This is a genomic window from Methylophaga sp. SB9B, assembly GCF_004832235.1.
Lineage (GTDB): Bacteria > Pseudomonadota > Gammaproteobacteria > Nitrosococcales > Methylophagaceae > Methylophaga > Methylophaga muralis.
In genome coordinates this window covers 143403-160145 of record NZ_SSXS01000003.1, presented here as the reverse complement: position 1 = coordinate 160145, position 16743 = coordinate 143403, and the positions used below count along the sequence as shown (strand labels likewise).

The 16743-nt window shown below is 43.7% G+C and carries 16 protein-coding genes and 1 pseudogene; 4 read left to right on the top strand and 13 right to left on the bottom strand.

Annotated features, from left to right (window positions below; all coding sequences use genetic code 11):
- Position 1: 1 nt before the first annotated feature.
- From zigA to E8Q33_RS04750, 4 genes are all read right to left on the bottom strand, one after another.
- Positions 2–1213: a zinc metallochaperone GTPase ZigA gene (zigA, locus tag E8Q33_RS04765; protein WP_136553189.1), complete on the bottom strand. Its 1212-nt coding sequence runs from the start codon at positions 1211–1213 to the stop codon at positions 2–4.
- Entirely contained in the window at positions 1194–1604 is a 411-nt protein-coding gene (locus E8Q33_RS04760) for a TraR/DksA C4-type zinc finger protein (RefSeq protein ID WP_136553187.1), read from the bottom strand. The genes zigA and E8Q33_RS04760 overlap by 20 nt, the downstream gene beginning before the upstream one ends.
- Positions 1597–1977 carry a MerC domain-containing protein gene (locus tag E8Q33_RS04755; RefSeq protein WP_069295227.1) on the bottom strand — a complete coding sequence of 127 codons (381 nt, stop codon included), beginning with the start codon at positions 1975–1977 and terminating at the stop codon, positions 1597–1599. Before E8Q33_RS04755 ends, E8Q33_RS04760 begins: the two co-directional genes overlap by 8 nt.
- Positions 1978–2056: 79 nt before the next feature.
- On the bottom strand, positions 2057–4117 hold the full coding sequence (locus tag E8Q33_RS04750) for a GGDEF domain-containing phosphodiesterase (protein ID WP_168800152.1): 2061 nt from the start codon (positions 4115–4117) through the stop codon (positions 2057–2059).
- Between the two features lie 192 nt (positions 4118–4309).
- Between E8Q33_RS04750 and E8Q33_RS04745 the strand changes: the two genes are divergently transcribed.
- The 3 genes from E8Q33_RS04745 to E8Q33_RS04735 all read left to right on the top strand — a co-directional run bounded on the left by E8Q33_RS04745 (position 4310) and on the right by E8Q33_RS04735 (position 6317).
- Entirely contained in the window at positions 4310–4807 is a 498-nt protein-coding gene (locus E8Q33_RS04745) for an Arc family DNA-binding protein (RefSeq protein ID WP_084002884.1), read from the top strand.
- Positions 4808–4885: 78 nt separating this feature from the next.
- The gene (locus tag E8Q33_RS04740; RefSeq protein ID WP_136553183.1) at positions 4886–5695 is read left to right on the top strand and encodes an ion transporter; all 810 of its coding nucleotides are present in this window, start codon (positions 4886–4888) and stop codon (positions 5693–5695) included.
- Between the two features lie 91 nt (positions 5696–5786).
- Complete coding sequence (locus E8Q33_RS04735) at positions 5787–6317, top strand: lipocalin family protein (RefSeq protein WP_136553181.1); 531 nt, start codon at positions 5787–5789, stop codon at positions 6315–6317.
- A 16-nt stretch (positions 6318–6333) separates the two neighbouring features.
- Here E8Q33_RS04735 and E8Q33_RS04730 read toward each other — a convergent pair whose 3' ends face one another.
- The 9 genes and pseudogenes from E8Q33_RS04730 to E8Q33_RS04690 form a co-directional block, all read right to left on the bottom strand.
- A complete protein-coding gene (locus E8Q33_RS04730; RefSeq protein WP_136553179.1) occupies positions 6334–7254 on the bottom strand; it encodes a CysB family HTH-type transcriptional regulator in 921 nt (306 codons plus the stop codon).
- Entirely contained in the window at positions 7251–8342 is a 1092-nt protein-coding gene (locus E8Q33_RS04725) for a sulfate/molybdate ABC transporter ATP-binding protein (protein WP_136553177.1), read from the bottom strand. The genes E8Q33_RS04730 and E8Q33_RS04725 overlap by 4 nt, the downstream gene beginning before the upstream one ends.
- 17 nt (positions 8343–8359) lie before the next feature.
- Positions 8360–9258, bottom strand: a pseudogene (cysW, locus tag E8Q33_RS04720) (sulfate ABC transporter permease subunit CysW).
- Positions 9259–10098: a sulfate ABC transporter permease subunit CysT gene (gene cysT, locus E8Q33_RS04715; protein ID WP_136553175.1), complete on the bottom strand. Its 840-nt coding sequence runs from the start codon at positions 10096–10098 to the stop codon at positions 9259–9261.
- 388 nt (positions 10099–10486) lie between these two features.
- Positions 10487–11119 (bottom strand): peroxiredoxin, encoded by a 633-nt coding sequence (locus tag E8Q33_RS04710; RefSeq protein ID WP_069295236.1) that lies wholly within the window; start codon positions 11117–11119, stop codon positions 10487–10489.
- 29 nt (positions 11120–11148) lie between these two features.
- Positions 11149–11835, bottom strand: coding sequence for an alpha/beta hydrolase (locus E8Q33_RS04705; RefSeq protein WP_136553173.1), 687 nt, complete (start codon positions 11833–11835; stop codon positions 11149–11151).
- A gap of 27 nt (positions 11836–11862) precedes the next feature.
- Positions 11863–12087 (bottom strand): molybdopterin-binding protein, encoded by a 225-nt coding sequence (locus E8Q33_RS04700; protein WP_136553171.1) that lies wholly within the window; start codon positions 12085–12087, stop codon positions 11863–11865.
- Between the two features lie 59 nt (positions 12088–12146).
- Positions 12147–13160: a sulfate ABC transporter substrate-binding protein gene (locus E8Q33_RS04695; RefSeq protein WP_136553169.1), complete on the bottom strand. Its 1014-nt coding sequence runs from the start codon at positions 13158–13160 to the stop codon at positions 12147–12149.
- A gap of 29 nt (positions 13161–13189) precedes the next feature.
- Positions 13190–14557 (bottom strand): OprO/OprP family phosphate-selective porin, encoded by a 1368-nt coding sequence (locus E8Q33_RS04690; protein ID WP_168800151.1) that lies wholly within the window; start codon positions 14555–14557, stop codon positions 13190–13192.
- Between the two features lie 392 nt (positions 14558–14949).
- On the opposite strand from E8Q33_RS04690, the gene E8Q33_RS04685 reads away from it, so the two are divergent.
- On the top strand, positions 14950–16722 hold the full coding sequence (locus tag E8Q33_RS04685; RefSeq protein WP_136553165.1) for an SLC13 family permease: 1773 nt from the start codon (positions 14950–14952) through the stop codon (positions 16720–16722).
- The last annotated feature ends 21 nt before the right edge of the window (positions 16723–16743 follow it).

Here is a 16743-nt window from a genome sequence, read left to right as displayed (position 1 = left end):
ATCAAGCTGCATCCCATGCAGGGAAAGGATCTGGCAGTGTTTCCCAAAGCTGCTTGCCGGCCAGTAACTCATCATCGTTTAGCAAACAGCCATCAAGTTGAGCAGTCACAGCTTGTGGATTTAAATTCTGACCGATAAACACTAACTCCTGACGCATATCACCAAAGGGCTCCTGCCAATTTTCTTTGATGGTTTGTAAACTTTCGGCATCCTGAGGCCAGCGAGTTTCGGGTATGGCTTTCCAGAACATTCCGGCAAAACCATAACGAGCAATACCGCCAGCCTGATTCCACTGACCGGCAAATTGTGGACGACTGGCCAACCAGAAGTAGCCTTTAGATCTGATCAACTTGCCACACGGCCAATCCTGGTGCAGAAACTCAAAGAATTTCTGTGGATGAAAAGGTCTTCTTGCAACGTAGGTAAAACTACTAATACCGTACTCTTCTGTTTCAGGTATGTGTTCACCACGCATCTCTTTCAGCCAGCCGGCGGCCTGCTCGGCTTTTTCAAAACTGAATTTTTGCGTTCCCAACACTTTATCTAAAGGTACCTGACCATTTTCTATCGCAATCAATTCAGCTTCAGTGTTAAGGCTTTTCAAAATTCCGGTGAGTTCGGTTAACTGTTCTGCCGTACACAAATCAGTTTTACTGATCAAAATCACATCACAAAATTCGACTTGATCCACCAGCAAATCGGCTACGCTACGCTGGTCATCCTCCCCTAAACTTTCACCCGTCTCTTGTAGATTTTTGGCTTCATTAAAATCCCGCAGAAAGTTCACTGCATCCACTACTGTAATCATGGTGTCCAGACGGGCAATTTGGGACAAACTTTCGCCATCTTCATCAGCAAAAGTAAAAGTCTCCGCTATCGGAAGTGGTTCCGAAATGCCAGTTGATTCAATTACCAGGTAATCAAAACGTTTTTCTGCAGCAAGCTGACGCACTTCAATCAAGAGATCTTCACGCAATGTGCAGCATATACAGCCATTGCTCATTTCCACCAGCTTTTCTTCGGCACGATTCAGTTGCACGTCCTGCTGAATTTGTTGAGCATCGATATTGATTTCACTCATATCGTTAACGATAACTGCGACTTTTAGTCCTTCGCGGTTATTCAGAATATGATTGAGTACCGTGGTTTTACCTGCCCCCAGAAAACCGGACAATACCGTGACCGGCAAACGTTTATCGAGATTTGTGTTCATAAACCCCTTCTTTTTGTTCGTTAATTGTTTTGGCGTCAGTGCAATATTCAGCAGTCGGTCTTATCAATAACCTAGCGATGCCGATTGGCTCTCCGGTTTGCAAACAATAACCATACTCACCACTACGAATCCGTTGGCGGGCAGCATCAATTTTTGGAATCAGCTGGCGTTTTCGATCAGCAATTCGCAGAGCAATTTGTGATTCTTCTTCCTGTTGCGCCCTATCCAGAACATCACTGACCTGACTATTACCTAACATTTGGTTTTTGATAGCGGTGATTTCATCCAGGGTTTCGGTTCGTAGTTGTTGTAAACGTTGATCAAAAAATGCCAGTTGTTCAGCATTCATATATTCCGCTTCGGGAGCGGCTAATAAAGCCTCTTCATCCATTAACCTGTCCTCTTTGGGCTGGCAGCAACTGCAGCGCTAAATTGCGATTCCATAGATGCGCTGTAATCAGCAATATGCCGCCGCTAATGGTTATCCAGGTTTCCAATGATTCGGGTCCGACTAACGCTGACACCATGGTTGATATGCCAAGGATTCCCAATAACATTGGCCAATGATTTTTATGTTGCCTGTAAGAGCTGGGTAAACTTAATAACGCCAACAAAACCACGGGGACCAACATCAATTTGTGCACCCATTCGGAGCTTAACCATTCTCCTAATAACCCTGCGGCACTAAATCCGATGACTATAGGAGTAAGCAAACAATGAAGCATACAAGCTCCGGAACACGCGACCGCCAAATTATCTTTCATCACTGAACCCGTTAAATAATGATATATCATATCATTTCAACCTTAAAGAGTGATGTCAAGAAGTTATTAGAAAGTCTGTTTAGTCTGTCATTCGTTTGATTAAGGAATTCAATTCCGCGAGCACCGATTCGAAGGTATTTACTTGAGCCTGATAGCCTGCCCGGCTGGCATGAACGTCACCTGCCAGGTAGCTAGCGAGCAAATCATTTCCAGATTGAAATATGTAATGATGGTATTGAGTAATTTTAGCAATGGTTTCGTTATCAAAATAATGATGATAACTCGCTTTTTCCAACCAGATCCCACAATGTGAATCTGCTATTTGAGTAATTGGCCACTCAGTTTTGATCTCTGGTTCAGCAAACAGGCTTTCCTGAAGTTGATGCATCCAATGCTTCAAATAAAAATAAAATAAACTCAATCGCGCTTGTTTATGATTTTTTAATAAGTCAGATTGGGCACACCATTGAGTGAATGGCTCATAGTTCGCTAAAAAGTTCTTAATTTGTTCGCCCGGTAAAGGTTTAGCCAAGGCATAACCCTGGGCCTGATTACAGCCCATCGCTAATAACACCTCACCGTGAGCAATGGATTCAACGCCTTCGGCAATTACCTGAATATTAAATGATTGTGCCAGGGCAATTACGCCCTCCACTATTTTGCAGTCTTCCGGCTCGGTCAACATTCGTCTAACGAAGGTTTGATCGACTTTTACTACATCAACAGGTAAAACCCGGATATGCGTTAGTGATGAATAACCGGTACCAAAATCATCCAATGCTGTAGTGATACCAAATTCTGACTTACAAAATTCAACTACATTACTGATAAGGCTCAGATCACTTAAGCGATTACTTTCCAGAATTTCTATCTGAAAGCGACGGGTATCCAAATCAGGGTAACGTTTAATCTGCTGTTGCAGCCAATCAATGAAATCACTGGTCGATAAATGGTAGGCAGTGAGATTAATGCTTAACTGATAGTTATGACCTGCCTGCTGCCATTCAGCGAGTTGTTTTAAAGCCCGACAGATAACCCATTGCCCCAGACTGACTTCCAGTTCGGTGTCATATACCTGATCAATAAACTTATCGGGCATCAGCAGCCCTTTTTGTGGGTGTTGCCAACGGATCAAGGCTTCAAAACCGAAAATATTGCCGGTACTCAGGGTGACTTTGGGTTGGAAAAACAACACAAACTGGTCTTCGTTAATGGCCGTGGCAATTTCACGCAATTGCTGATTACGTTCGGTTATTTGTACTTCTTCGCCTGGATCATAGGCTATAACCGTTGATTTACCATCCAGTTTGGCTTTATACATACTTTGATCAGCATGGCGGATTAAGGTGTCGAGACTGCCACTATCTTCTGGATAAAGTGTATAACCAAGCGATGCCGTCACCATCATCGGTACGTCGTTAAAAACAAATGGATGGCCAATTGCTGTCAGTACTTTCTGAATAATCTCGGTGGCAGCAGCATGATTTTTCATGCCCCCAATAATTAGCACAAACTCATCACCGCCATAACGCACAATACTGTCCGTTTCCGACAATACACTTCTGACACGTGCCGGAACCTGATCCAAAAGATTATCTGCAGCAGCCTTACCATGAATGTCATTAATAGTTTTAAATTCATCCAGATCCATAAATGCCACAACCAGTTTTTCATTCTGATTATCGGCAATCATGCTCATACGCCGAAATTCATTTTCCAGCCGGTTTTTATTAAGAATCTGATGAGAATTACGGTTCAGAACCAGGTCGGAAAGGATGGCACGATATTTCCTATCGGCAGTAATATCGCTGAGATGTCCCAGGTAAAACACCTTCCCAAGCGCATTTACCCGTTTCACACTTAAACGGGCAACATAATGTGAACCATCCTTACGTTTGTTTGAAACTTCGCCATGCCAGAAACCGTTACGTTGCAAAGATTGCCATACGGTCTGATTTAAAATTTTATTTTGGCTTTCAGCGCTAAGTATTTGGGGATCGCTGCCGATAAGATCAGAACGTGAATACCCGGTAATTTGTTGTATCGCATCATTGATATCAACAATTTTATGGTGTTCGTCCGTGATGACAATACCTTCGTGTGCGAACTTGAAAGCATTTTCTAATAATGTGTTTCTCACACTACGTGCCTTGTCCTTAACGTTGATCTTTAGCAATACGTTCCGTCAGTTGTACCGCCCCTTTTCACAAAGGGTTCACGAGTACTGAGTCACACTAAGCCTAACCAATTACCTCGGTATAGATACCAGTGGTAATGAAACTACAGATGGTAACTAACTATGTCAATAACAACTGTTTACACTCTTAAATAGATGAGCGAAAGAAAAGGACCTTTTGGCCTTCGACTACCTGCTGAGCTGATGTCTTGGCTGCGTTTCGAAGCGAAACAACACAATCGGAGCACGACCAGTGAGGCGTTGTTTTTATTACAAAACAGCCTTACCCATCGCTTCGGAAAAACGGCTGTTCGGGAGTTTATAAAAAAACATCCCACCGACACCAACTCAGAAGCGTTTGGCCTAAGAATTCCTGACGATTTAAAAACACGTTTGCGCGATTTTAGTTTGCTGCATGGTATGAGTCTGAATATGGAAATCGTCATGCGTCTTGCTCATCATTATGAGAAACACCAACGTCAAACTGTTGCAGCAAAAATAAGACCTGACGCATACCGTACTCTACCTCTTGGAATAACTGAATCTGAGCAACATTTGCTGGATTTATTCCGTGGATTAAATGAGGCAAACCGCAAGGTTATCCTGACGCTTATCAACAATCTTACTGATCACGACTCAACCAATTCTTCGTAGTAAATGTAAACGTCATTGACCTGCTGTAAATTCTGATTATGATCGCGGCCTTGGTATAAAACCTATGGTCGCTTTTTTATGCAAACTTCAACTCCCTCTCCTGTCTCTTTTCAAAACAAGCTAGAACGCCTGCGCGCAAATCGTTTATTCGAAATCATCGTGGTCAGTGTGATTTTGTTTTCGGCCATGGTCACTGGCATTAAAACCTATGAAATTCCGCTGCAGATTTTACGATTGGTGGATTGGCTGGATTACGCAATTACACTGTTTTTTGTGATGGAAATCAGTGTTAGATTCCTAGCCGAACCTAATAAGCGGGATTTCTTTAAAAGCGGCTGGAATGTGTTCGATACCATTATCGTCGCGGTCAGTTTAATACCCGTCAATGACAGTGAACTGGCGTATGTTGCCCGGTTGATTCGTATCTTCCGCGTACTACGGATGGTATCGGTGATTCCGGAATTACGCCATCTATTGAATTCGTTACTCAAAGCTTTACCACAGCTTGGTTACGTCGCCTTGATGATGTTTATCATCGTCTATATTTTTGCCGCTATCGGCACCACACTGTTTGCTGAAGTAAATGATTTTTTATGGGGTGATATTGCAGTATCGATGCTGACACTCTTCCGGGTAATGACATTTGAGGATTGGACCGATGTCATGTACGAAACGATGGAGGTCTACCCTTTTAGTTGGATTTTCTATCTGATATTTATCTTCCTCAATACTTTTGCTTTTCTCAATATGCTTATCGGTATTGTGGTCAATGTGATGGAACAGGAACGCGCCGAAGAGCGTGAAGAAGCCCATAAATACGATATGACCATTGAAGATTTATCCGTGCAGATTGAAGAGCTGAAACAGCTTATCAAGGCAAAAGCCTGATTTCATCATTTGCAAGCTCGCTTAAACATGCCTTCACATCCGGTTCACAGCTAACCCACCATCATCGACATTTCTTTCAGGAGGGATGTCGATGTCTGGTCGTAAATTATCTCTGTTGCTGTTTATCACGCTATTAGCAGGATGTCAGTCAATGTCACAGCCGATTCGCACGGAAAATTATGTTGATATCAATCGCTTTATGGGCGACTGGTATGTGATTGCCAATATTCCGACCTTTATTGAAAAAGGTGCTCACAACGCCGTTGAAACCTATGAGCTGAATGATGACGGTACTATTGCCACCACCTTTACCTTTAACAAAGGCAGTTTCGATGGCGAGCAAAAACAATATCATCCAAAGGGTTTTATAACCGACACAGAATCAAACGCTGTGTGGGGCATGCAATTTATCTGGCCTATCAAAGCTGACTATCGAATCGTCTATTTAAATGAAGATTACACACAGACCATTGTCGGCCGGGAAAAACGTGATTACGTATGGATAATGGCAAGAACACCCCAGATTCCCGAACAGGATTACTTGAAAATGCTGCAACTGCTCGCCGAGCAGGGGTATGACATTTCACAGATTCAAAAAGTACCTCAGCAATGGCCCGATTAACGGGCCATCGTGTGTTTTATTGAGTAATCGCTGCTATAACATCTTCTTCATGCAGATCCGGAGCGCACAATTGGATAAAGTCATAAGCGAACTGGCGCATATAATGCCCTTTTCTGATGGCAATTTTAGTAATATTTTCGTCAAATAAATGCGTGGTATCCAACAGAGTTAGTCGAACATCACGCTCCGCATCATAGGCCATAGCGGCTACGATACCGACTCCGAGCCCCAACTCAACATAAGATTTAATCACATCCGCATCGAGCGCTGACATGACAATATCAGCATCGATATTTTCATTGAGAAATGCTCTATCAATGGTTGCCCGTCCAGTGAAGCCCTCATGATAGGTAACGATTGGAAACTCAGCGATGTCGGTCAGCGTGAGTTTGTCCAACTGGGTCAGGTAGTGGCCATTTGGCACCACCAATGCATGTTGCCAATGATAATAAGCAAAGCTGACCAGCTCAGGAATATTGCCTAAGGCTTCGGTGGCAATGCCAATATCCGCCTCGCCTTCTATCATCATTTTCACAATCTCATCCGGACTGCCTTGATGCAGTTTTAAATGTACCTTTGGATAACGTTGTTTAAATTGGGTAATCACTTCCGGCAACACATATCTGGCCTGAGTGTGCGTTGTCGCAATGGTTAATTTGCCGGTGTCCTGCTGACTGTAATGCTCGGCCAGGCGTTTGATATTGTTGGCATCAAGTAACATGCGTTCCACAATCTGCAACATCTCTTTGCCCGGTTCAGTCAGTCCGGTCAAGCGTTTGCCTTTACGGACATACAATTCAACCCCAAGCTCATCTTCAAGATCTTTTATGTGTTTCGACACCCCTGACTGTGAGGTGAACAAATGATTGGCCACCTCTGTCAGGTTGAAATTGCGTCGAACCGTTTCACGGATAATTCTTAATTGTTGAAAGTTCAAGCGTGGTGATCCTTATGTAGGCTATCTCGTTGAAACAGCTTTAATTTCGAAGGCACTAACTTAACAATCTGGCCTTGTGTTAATGATAATTCATGCACCCGTTGTGGACTTAATTCCACCTCAAAATGCTGGCCGTGAGCACTATTGATACCATCCAACTCCACCCGTGAATTAAGACCAAACGACAAAACTCGATTCACCTTGGCAGATAATCCACTGACTTGTTGTGTATCGACGACTATATCCAATTCATGTGGTCGTGCGAAAGCGTAAACTTCTGAACCGGGGCCGTAATTTTCACCTTGGTCATGCAGCACATCATCACCTACATGCAGATGTCCATCGTCTACCCGGCCATGAAACAGGTTTACCGATCCTAAAAAACCATAAACAAACGGTGTTTGCGGATGGTTATAAACCTCATCAGGTGTACCGACCTGCTCAACTTTCCCATGATCCATCAACACCACTATGTCAGCTACTTCAAGTGCCTCTTCCTGATCGTGGGTCACAAAAATTGAGGTGATGTGTAACTCATCATGCAATTTACGCAACCAACGACGTAACTCTTTACGCACTTTGGCATCCAATGCACCAAACGGCTCATCCAACAATAAAACCCTTGGCTCAACGGCTAATGCTCTTGCCAATGCGATTCGTTGTCGTTGACCACCCGATAATTGTGATGGAAACCGATCAGCCAACCAATCCAATTGCACCAGTTCAAGTAAACGATGGACTTTTTCAGCAATCACTTTTTCACTGGGTCTGGATTTACGGGGTTTCATTCGCAAACCAAACGCGACGTTATCAAATACGGTCATGTGCTTGAACAACGCATAATGCTGGAACACAAAACCAACTTGCCGTTCTCGGACATGGGTTTGTGAGGCATTTTCGCCATCCAGAATTACTGAACCTGAATCTGCCTGTTCAAGACCTGCAATAATTCTCAGTAATGTAGTTTTACCGCAACCTGATGGCCCCAACAGTGCAACCAGTTCACCTGACGGAAAATTCAACGAAATATCATCAAGTGCAGTAAAACTGCCAAATTGTTTGTGTAAATTTTTAACTTCTATACTCATTTTCGTATCTCTTTTAATTAGTGTGCCGAAGCATTGGTTCCAGCGCGGTGTTCCACCCAGGTCTTTAATACCAGCGTGACTAAAGCCAGTAAGGCCAGCAAGGACGCTACTGCAAAGGCTGCCGCGAAGTTATATTCGTTATAAAGAATTTCAACGTGTAACGGCATCGTATTGGTCTGGCCACGGATATGACCTGATACAACTGATACCGCGCCAAATTCGCCCATTGCCCTGGCATTACACAGAATCACGCCATACAACAAACCCCATTTGATATTCGGTAATGTCACATACCAGAAGGTTTGCCAGCCACCGGCACCTAAAACAACAGCAGCCTCCTCTTCCTCTTTACCTTGTGCCTGCATCAATGGAATCAATTCGCGAGCAACAAACGGAAACGTCACAAATATGGTGGCGAGCACAATGCCGGGAACCGCAAAAATGATCTTGATATCGTTAGCCACCAGCCACTCACCAAACCAGCCATTTACACCGAATACCAATACATAAACCAGACCGACAATGACTGGCGAAACGGAAAAAGGCAGATCGATAAACGTAATCAACAGCTGCTTACCTTTGAATTCAAACTTGGCAATTGCCATGCGGCCGCCACACCAAATACCAGATTTAATGGCACAGCAATCAGTGCCGTCAGTAAGGTCAATCTCACCGCAGATAAGGCATCTGAATCGCTTAACGCCAACCAATAAACTTCAAATCCCTTGCGCAATGCCTCGGTAAAAACTGCAACCAAAGGCATGACTAAAAATAAGGCGAAAAAAGCCAATGCAATACTGATCACACTGATTTTTATCCACTTGGATTCTTGTGTAGCGATATTTCTTTCATATTTTGTTGGTGATACCCAAGCAAAATTGCTCAACGGTTTATTCACAACAGCAGCATTCCTCATCTATCGATCCCTCCCAGTACGTTTGCCAGCCCACGCCTGCAACGCATTAATAATCAGCAACATCACAAAGGACACCACCAACATCACTGCCGCAATGGCCGTGGCTCCGGCGTAGTCGTACTGCTCTAATTTGGTAATGATCATCAGTGGGGTGATTTCTGAAACCATCGGAATATTGCCGGCAATAAAAATAACTGAACCGTATTCACCTACTGCACGGGCAAAAGCCAATGCAAAACCCGTCATTAACGCCGGCAGCAGTATGGGTATCAGCACATAACGAAAAGTCTGCCAGCGATTAGCCCCCAGACTGGATGCCGCTTCTTCCAATTCGGTTTCCAGATCCTGAAGCACTGGCTGCACTGTTCGGACTACAAACGGCAAACCGATAAACACCAACGCCACCAGAACACCTAACGGCGCAAAGGCCACTTTTATGCCTAAGGTTCCCTGAATAAACTGGCCTATCCAGCCATTTGGAGCATACAAAGCTGTTAACGCAATACCTGCTACCGCTGTGGGCAAGGCGAAGGGTAAATCGACTAACGCATCGACAATTTTCTTACCCGGAAACGAGTAACGTACTAACACCCACGCCAGCATCAATCCGAATACTGCATTAATAGCAGCAGCGGCTAATGAAGCGCCGAATGAAAGTTTATAAGAGGCCACAACTCGTGGCGCGCTGACAATTTCCCAGAACTCTGCCCAAGTTAATTGGCTGGTAAAAATGAACACGGCACTTAATGGAATCAGAACAATAAGCGACAGGTACACCAAGGTGAACCCCATTGATAAACCGAAGCCGGGTAAAACGGAAAATGATTTTATTGAGGTCATCAGTCATTCCCCTCATCAAGGTTCAATGAACCGCTAGCGATGACCTGCCTAGCCTTTTTCAGGTGGTTGCGTAACATGTTTATTCCTTGTCAAAACAATGTTCGCAAAGTGTAGAGAGGCAGTTTTAGACTGAGAAATAACAAAATATGCAAAGCTTATGCATAGCACTGGATTAGAGTTTTTAGTATTAATTTACAGTCACTTAGTTAAGCCAACTGCTTTTTTAGCATTTAAAAAAGTTAATGTTTTGTCTTTAAATATCTCTTTTTGCAACTAAAACAATTTTTGCTGCGCCATGGTTATGGTTTTAGATAATAAAAAGCCAGTAGTCCGATAAGAACTACTGGCTGATATCACAAATGGAATAGCTATTTATAGCTAGATTAGATCACTTTAACTTTGTAAAACGTAAGTAAGGTCGCACGGCTTCATATCCCTGAGGGAAACGACTAGCAAGTTCTGCTTCATCTTGCAGAGATGGCACAATCACCACCCGGTCGCCTGGTAGCCAATTACCTGGCGTCGCTACTTTTTCATTATCGGTTAATTGCAGCGAATCAATTACTCGCAACACTTCATTAAAATTCCGTCCTGTACTGGCGGGATAGGTAATGATTAACCGAACCTTTTTCTGTGGATCAATAATAAATAAAGATCGTACTGTGAGTGTCGCGCTGGCATTGGGATGAATCATGTCGTAAAGCTCAGACACTTTGCGATCGGCATCGGCCAATATTGGAAAATTCACCGTGGTATTTTGCGTATCGTTAATATCCTCAATCCATTGGTGATGCTTATCCACGGGGTCAACGGATAATGCCAATGCCTTGACATTTCTAGAGTCAAACTCGGCTTTTAACTTGGCGGTCAAACCAAGCTCTGTTGTACACACTGGGGTAAAATCCGCTGGATGCGAAAATAAAACACCCCAACTGTTTCCCAGCCACTGATGAAAACGAATATGCCCTTCTGTTGAATCTTGTTCAAAGTCAGGGGCTTCATCACCCAATCGAATTGACATGTTAATTCTCCATTATTCAAGCCTGCATATCAGGCGTATTGTAAAAATGCACTTTGATGCGTTGTTAAACCAATTGTTGAATATGTTTTAGGTAGAAGACGTTTACGAGAGCTGTTCCAGCTACTTAATTGAAAGACCTCATCACCAGGTAAGGGTTCAATAGCTTCCAGCATGGCTGAAACAAAGTCTTTAATTAATGGCCATGCGCCATAACCTGACTTACTATTTATATGACCGGCGTTTCCTGCATTGTAAAATGCCAGTCCCCAATCGCGACTCAGTTGATCAGCCTGAACAACTGACATCCATGGGTCATTTTTACTGGCTACCAATACCCCCAACATATTTAAATGTTGGTCGGGCAATGTGCCCGCGATGGTTTGTAAATTCTTTTGACTCTCTTTAATCGCCCCATAAAGCGAAAAACGCTGTGGAGCGGCTGGTGCCACTAAAATAACGCCTGCCACCTTTTCAGGACGCCAGGAAGCTATCAATGCACTCACCAAGCAACCAAAACTGTGAGCGACTAAAATCGCTTGTCCCGGCATCGTATCAAGCTGCTTTTCCAGCGCTTCTGCCCATGGATAAATTCGCGGCGATTCCCAATTAACGCCGGTTAAGCGTTCACTGTCTGAAAATTGTTGTTCCAGCCATGTCTGCCAGTGATTTTCATCGCTGCCATGGAATCCCGGCACAGTTAAGATTTTGGTTTTCATTGTTTTTCTCCTGGGCCTTTGTATTTTTTATACTTTGCTAAAACTGGCCAGAGCAACTTCAGTGGATTTAAACAAGGCAATCACTTCAAACCCGGGTTTGAGACCTAAATCATCAAGTGAGCTGGTTGTAACTACCGAGGTAATCACGCCCACACCTGTATCCACTTCAACTTCGCTGACCACATCACCACGTTTTATTCGCTTGATAATGCCTTTAAACTGATTTCGACTATTTATTGCTTTGATTGTCATGATTATTTCCTTTGTTTTTAAAAGTTCGGCCTGAACCATTCAGGCGAAATACTTATGAATTATTGGCCGGAATAAATTCGGTCAAACACTCCGCCATCATTAAAGTGTGTTTTCTGGGCGTTTTGCCAACCACCAAACGCTTCGTCAATGGTGAAGGTTTTTACTTGCGGAAAGCGGGCGATATCCTGCGGATCAGCATGCTCTGGTGCCACTGGACGATAATAGTGTTTAGCTGCCAACGCCTGACCAACCGGCGAGTACAAATATTCCAGATAGGCCTTGGCAACTTCTTGTGTAGCATTTTTTTCAGCATTGCCATCAACGACGGTCACCGGCGGCTCAGCCAGGATAGAAACCGAAGGAACAATGATTTCAAACTGATCTTTGCCTAATTCGTTAATTGCTAAAAAAGCTTCGTTTTCCCATGAGATAAACACATCACCAATTCCACGCTGCACAAAGGTGTTGGTCGAACCGCGTGCACCGGAGTCCAAAACGGGGACATTCTTAAAGAGTTTATTGACGAATTCTTCTGCTTTTTCAGCACTGCCATATTTCGCTTCAGCAAAGCCCCAGGCCGCCAGATAATTCCACCGAGCACCGCCAGAGGTTTTGGGGTTAGGCGTAATAACCGCTACATCCGGTCTAACCAAATCCTCCCAATCCCTAATTTCTTTTGGGTTACCAGCACGAACCAGAAACACAATAGTTGACGTATAAGGTGAGCTGTTATTTGGCAGACGTGTTTGCCAATCAGCAGGTAATTTGCCGGTATGTTCTGCAATGGCATCAATGTCATAAGCGAGTGCCAATGTGACAACATCCGCGGCCAGGCCATCAATAACCGCTCGTGCCTGCTTGCCTGCACCACCATGCGATTGGCTAATCTTGACGTTATCCCCCGTCTGCTGTTTCCAATGTTTGGCAAATAACGGATTGAACTCCTGGTATAGCTCTCGTGTCGGGTCATAAGAGACATTTAGTAGTTCGATATCTTTCGCCAGTGAACCGCCAGAAAACACAGCAATGCTGATAGCGAATGGCAGAGTTTTAATTAAGGTTTTCAGTTTCATTTTTGTTCTCCAAAATTCAAGTTGGTTGTTTAAAAATCAATTTGTGCACGTACTAAAGCGATATCCGGTTTTTCGCCATCGGCTGGATTACCTGGACGGTCTACATCAAGTACTTTTATGTAGTTTGCTGAGAGGCGGATGTTGTCAGTGGTGTACCAGTTCACCCCAAAGGTCAGGTTGTCCTGTTCACCGCCGATGAAACTGCTGTCGTTAAGATCAGCTGAGCTGTAGCGAATACCAAGTTCCCAGGCGCCGATACCTCCCTGACCCACTGTTGAATTAGGTTTCACACGATCAAATGTGCCAGTGTTCGCTTTGTAACCGCGAGACTCACCCGTCAGGAAATAGCTGGCATAGGCATACCATGCATTGAAATCAAGATCAGTTGAAGCTGAAGCACGCTGAACGCGTGTATTGATGTACTCACTTTGTACTGACAGAGGTCCAAATACTGCTGCGGCTTCCAGACCGTATTGTTGGAAGTCATCCACATTCTCTAAAACACCAGTGTCAATCAGGCGAACACCACTAATATTGGCTTCTGGACGCTCACGAAAACGTAATTGACCATCTTCCGGATTACGATGTAAAACGGCTGCACCAAGGTGAATTAATTTATTTTTCTCGATAATCGGGTTAAATGTGCCACGGGCGACCAGCCCCCAGCCTTCATTACCTTCTTCACCTGGATCGACTTCTGATTTTTCACCAAACGCACCTGCCGAAGCACTCCAATTATCACCACCATGGCTCAAACCAAGACCAATCGCACGGTCTGGATTAAATACATTGGTCAATGATCGTTCGATAAAGGTGGTGTTTAAACTGCTGGTCAGATGCTCCAATCCAAACGTTTGTTTGAACTGCCCAACAGTTATTGCTGGAGTTAATCCCGTATATTGGATGTAGGCATCACGAATGCCACGTGCACCTGTGGCATTTTCTCCGGTGCCGCTTGGACGAGCGAAATCATATTGAAAACGGTAGTTCCAGTTTTCATAAACATTGCCGCGAATATCTAGGAAAGCACGACGAAATGCTGTTCCATCCCCTAAAGCAATCTCATCTTCATTATGGGCTGCAGCATCAATTTGTAACCGCCCACCCACTTGGGCTTTGAAAGCGCCATCAGCTGATTCAAATGACAAGCTTCGGCCATTGCTTTTAGCAATAACAGCACTTTTAGTGACCGACTTAGTCTCTTGTATGTCTTCCTGGTGTTGATTTATTTGCGCGCTCTGTGCTGCCAGTTTCTCGATCAGTTGGTTTACTTGTTGTTCAAGTTTCTGAATTCGTAGCTCGGATTCACTATCAGCAGCGTAAACACCAATGGGAAACGTGCTGATTAAACCGGCCAAAAATAGATTCTGTGTAATAGGTTTGAGTTTGAATGACACCTTGCTATCTCCTGGTTGTGTTAAGTGCAGGGAGATAGTAGGAAAGCGGCTTTATAATCCGAACCAATAAAAATTGGATTGTTTATTCACTGGTATGTTAAGTAAATAAAAATGCAGGTTTAGCCATAAAAGACAGCTATCAAAATGGTGATTTAATTTATTAAAACAGGGTATTTAGTAAGAAATTAATTTTGTTAAGCGCGTTTAAACTCACAAGCTAAGTATGGGATGTGGATGCGGCGGAGAAAGTTTGAGGTATGGATTTCATTAAACTTTAAGGCAAAAATTTTCTTTCTATATAACTTTTAAAGATATATATATTCTTGCTTATTAATTCCACTTATTTATAAACCTGTCATTATTAGCGCTTTGAAAATGCTTTGAGGTTGAAAATGAGTTGGGAAGGCTGGTTTACCATAGCCGTTACATTGTCCGTATTGTTGGTTCTGACCTTTACTCGTGTCAGACCACATATCGCCATGATTACGGCGATGACTACATTATTGGCTACGGGAATTCTCAATGGACAACAGGCATTGGCAGGATTCAGTAATGCAGGCCTTATTACCGTTGCAGCCATGTTCATAGTTGCTGCTGGTTTGCATGCTTCTGGTGGCGTCGATATTTTAGTTAAGTCGCTGTTGGGTTCCCCCAAATCTATTCGCGGTTCTTATCTTAGAATGTTTACCCCGGTGGTTTTCCTCAGTGCATTTTTAAACAATACTCCCGTAGTCGCCACTATGGTTCCAGGCCTGCTTGCCTGGTGTAAACGAATTAATATCAATCCATCCAAAATCATGATTCCGCTTAGCTATACCGCTATCTTGGGTGGCACTCTCACTTTGATTGGCACGAGTACTAATCTTGTGTTGAATGGCCAGTATCAATCCTTAACGGGTGAGGCCGGTTTTTCAATTTTTTCCATTACTATTATTGGTTTGCCAGTTGCCATTTGCGGTTTGATTTTCATCTGGTTATTTTTCCCTAAATGGTTACCTGACATCGGCAAAAATCATGCTTTTGAGAATGTTCGCGAATTCACTCTTGAAGTGATGGTTGAGACGGATGGAGTATTGGTAGGTCAAAGTGTTCAACAGGCTGGGTTGAGGGATCAGAAAAGTGTTTATTTGGTCGAAATTGAGCGTAACGGCACATTATTAACCGCCGTTCCTTCTGAAGAACGATTACAGAGTGGCGATCGCCTCGTTTTTGCCGGAGACACGCAAGGCATTACGGACTTGCTTCGCATTCGCGGTATTGTCGCGTCAACTTCTGATGCAGAAAGTAGCGTGCTGGCCTCAGAAAGACCTGAACGTAGCCTAGTTGAAGCCGTTGTGTCTCCGCATTGTGCTGCTATTGGTGAAACCATTCGTGATGCGATGTTTTTGGAGCGGTATGGTGCCGTCATCATGGCAGTAGCAAGAAATGGTGAACGTATTCCAGGCAACTTAAGCAATATTGTTTTGCAGGCTGGTGATACTCTGCTATTGGAGGCGCGCCCTGCTTTTGTCAGTCGTCAACGTTATAACAAAGACTTTTTATTGATAAATGATTTGGGTAAAGAATCTCCCAATCACGATAAAGCCGCCCTTGCCTGGGTGATTTTAATAACCTTGGTCACCGCTGCAGGATTTGGTTTAATCGATATGCTTCACGCATCGTTAATTGGTGCAACGTTAATGATACTGACTGGCTGTTGCTCAGTGAGTCAGGCAGAACGAAGTCTGGATTTGACGGTTATTTTAACTATTGCCGCATCATTTGCGTTAGGTGTCGCATTACAGCAAACTGGGGTAGCAGACTTTGTAGCGACAGGTATCGTCTCGCTTAGTCAGAATCAACCCTGGTTAATGTTAGTCATGACTTATATTGCTGTTTCGGTATTAACCGAAGTCATTACCAATAATGCTGCGGCTGTATTGATGTTACCCATCGTGCTTGAGTTAACCGCGAAAGCCGGGCTACATAATGAGCCGTTTGTATTTGCCATTATGATGGCGGCTTCGGCAAGTTTTGCCACCCCGCTAGGTTATCAAACCAATCTTATGGTTTATGGTCCGGGCGGCTACCACTTCCGTGACTTTTTAAAAGTCGGTGTGCCGATGAATTTATTTATCGGCGCAGTTACATTCAGCGTGATCATGCTGATTTGGCCTTTAAACTAAATTTACTCTTATGGTTAACAC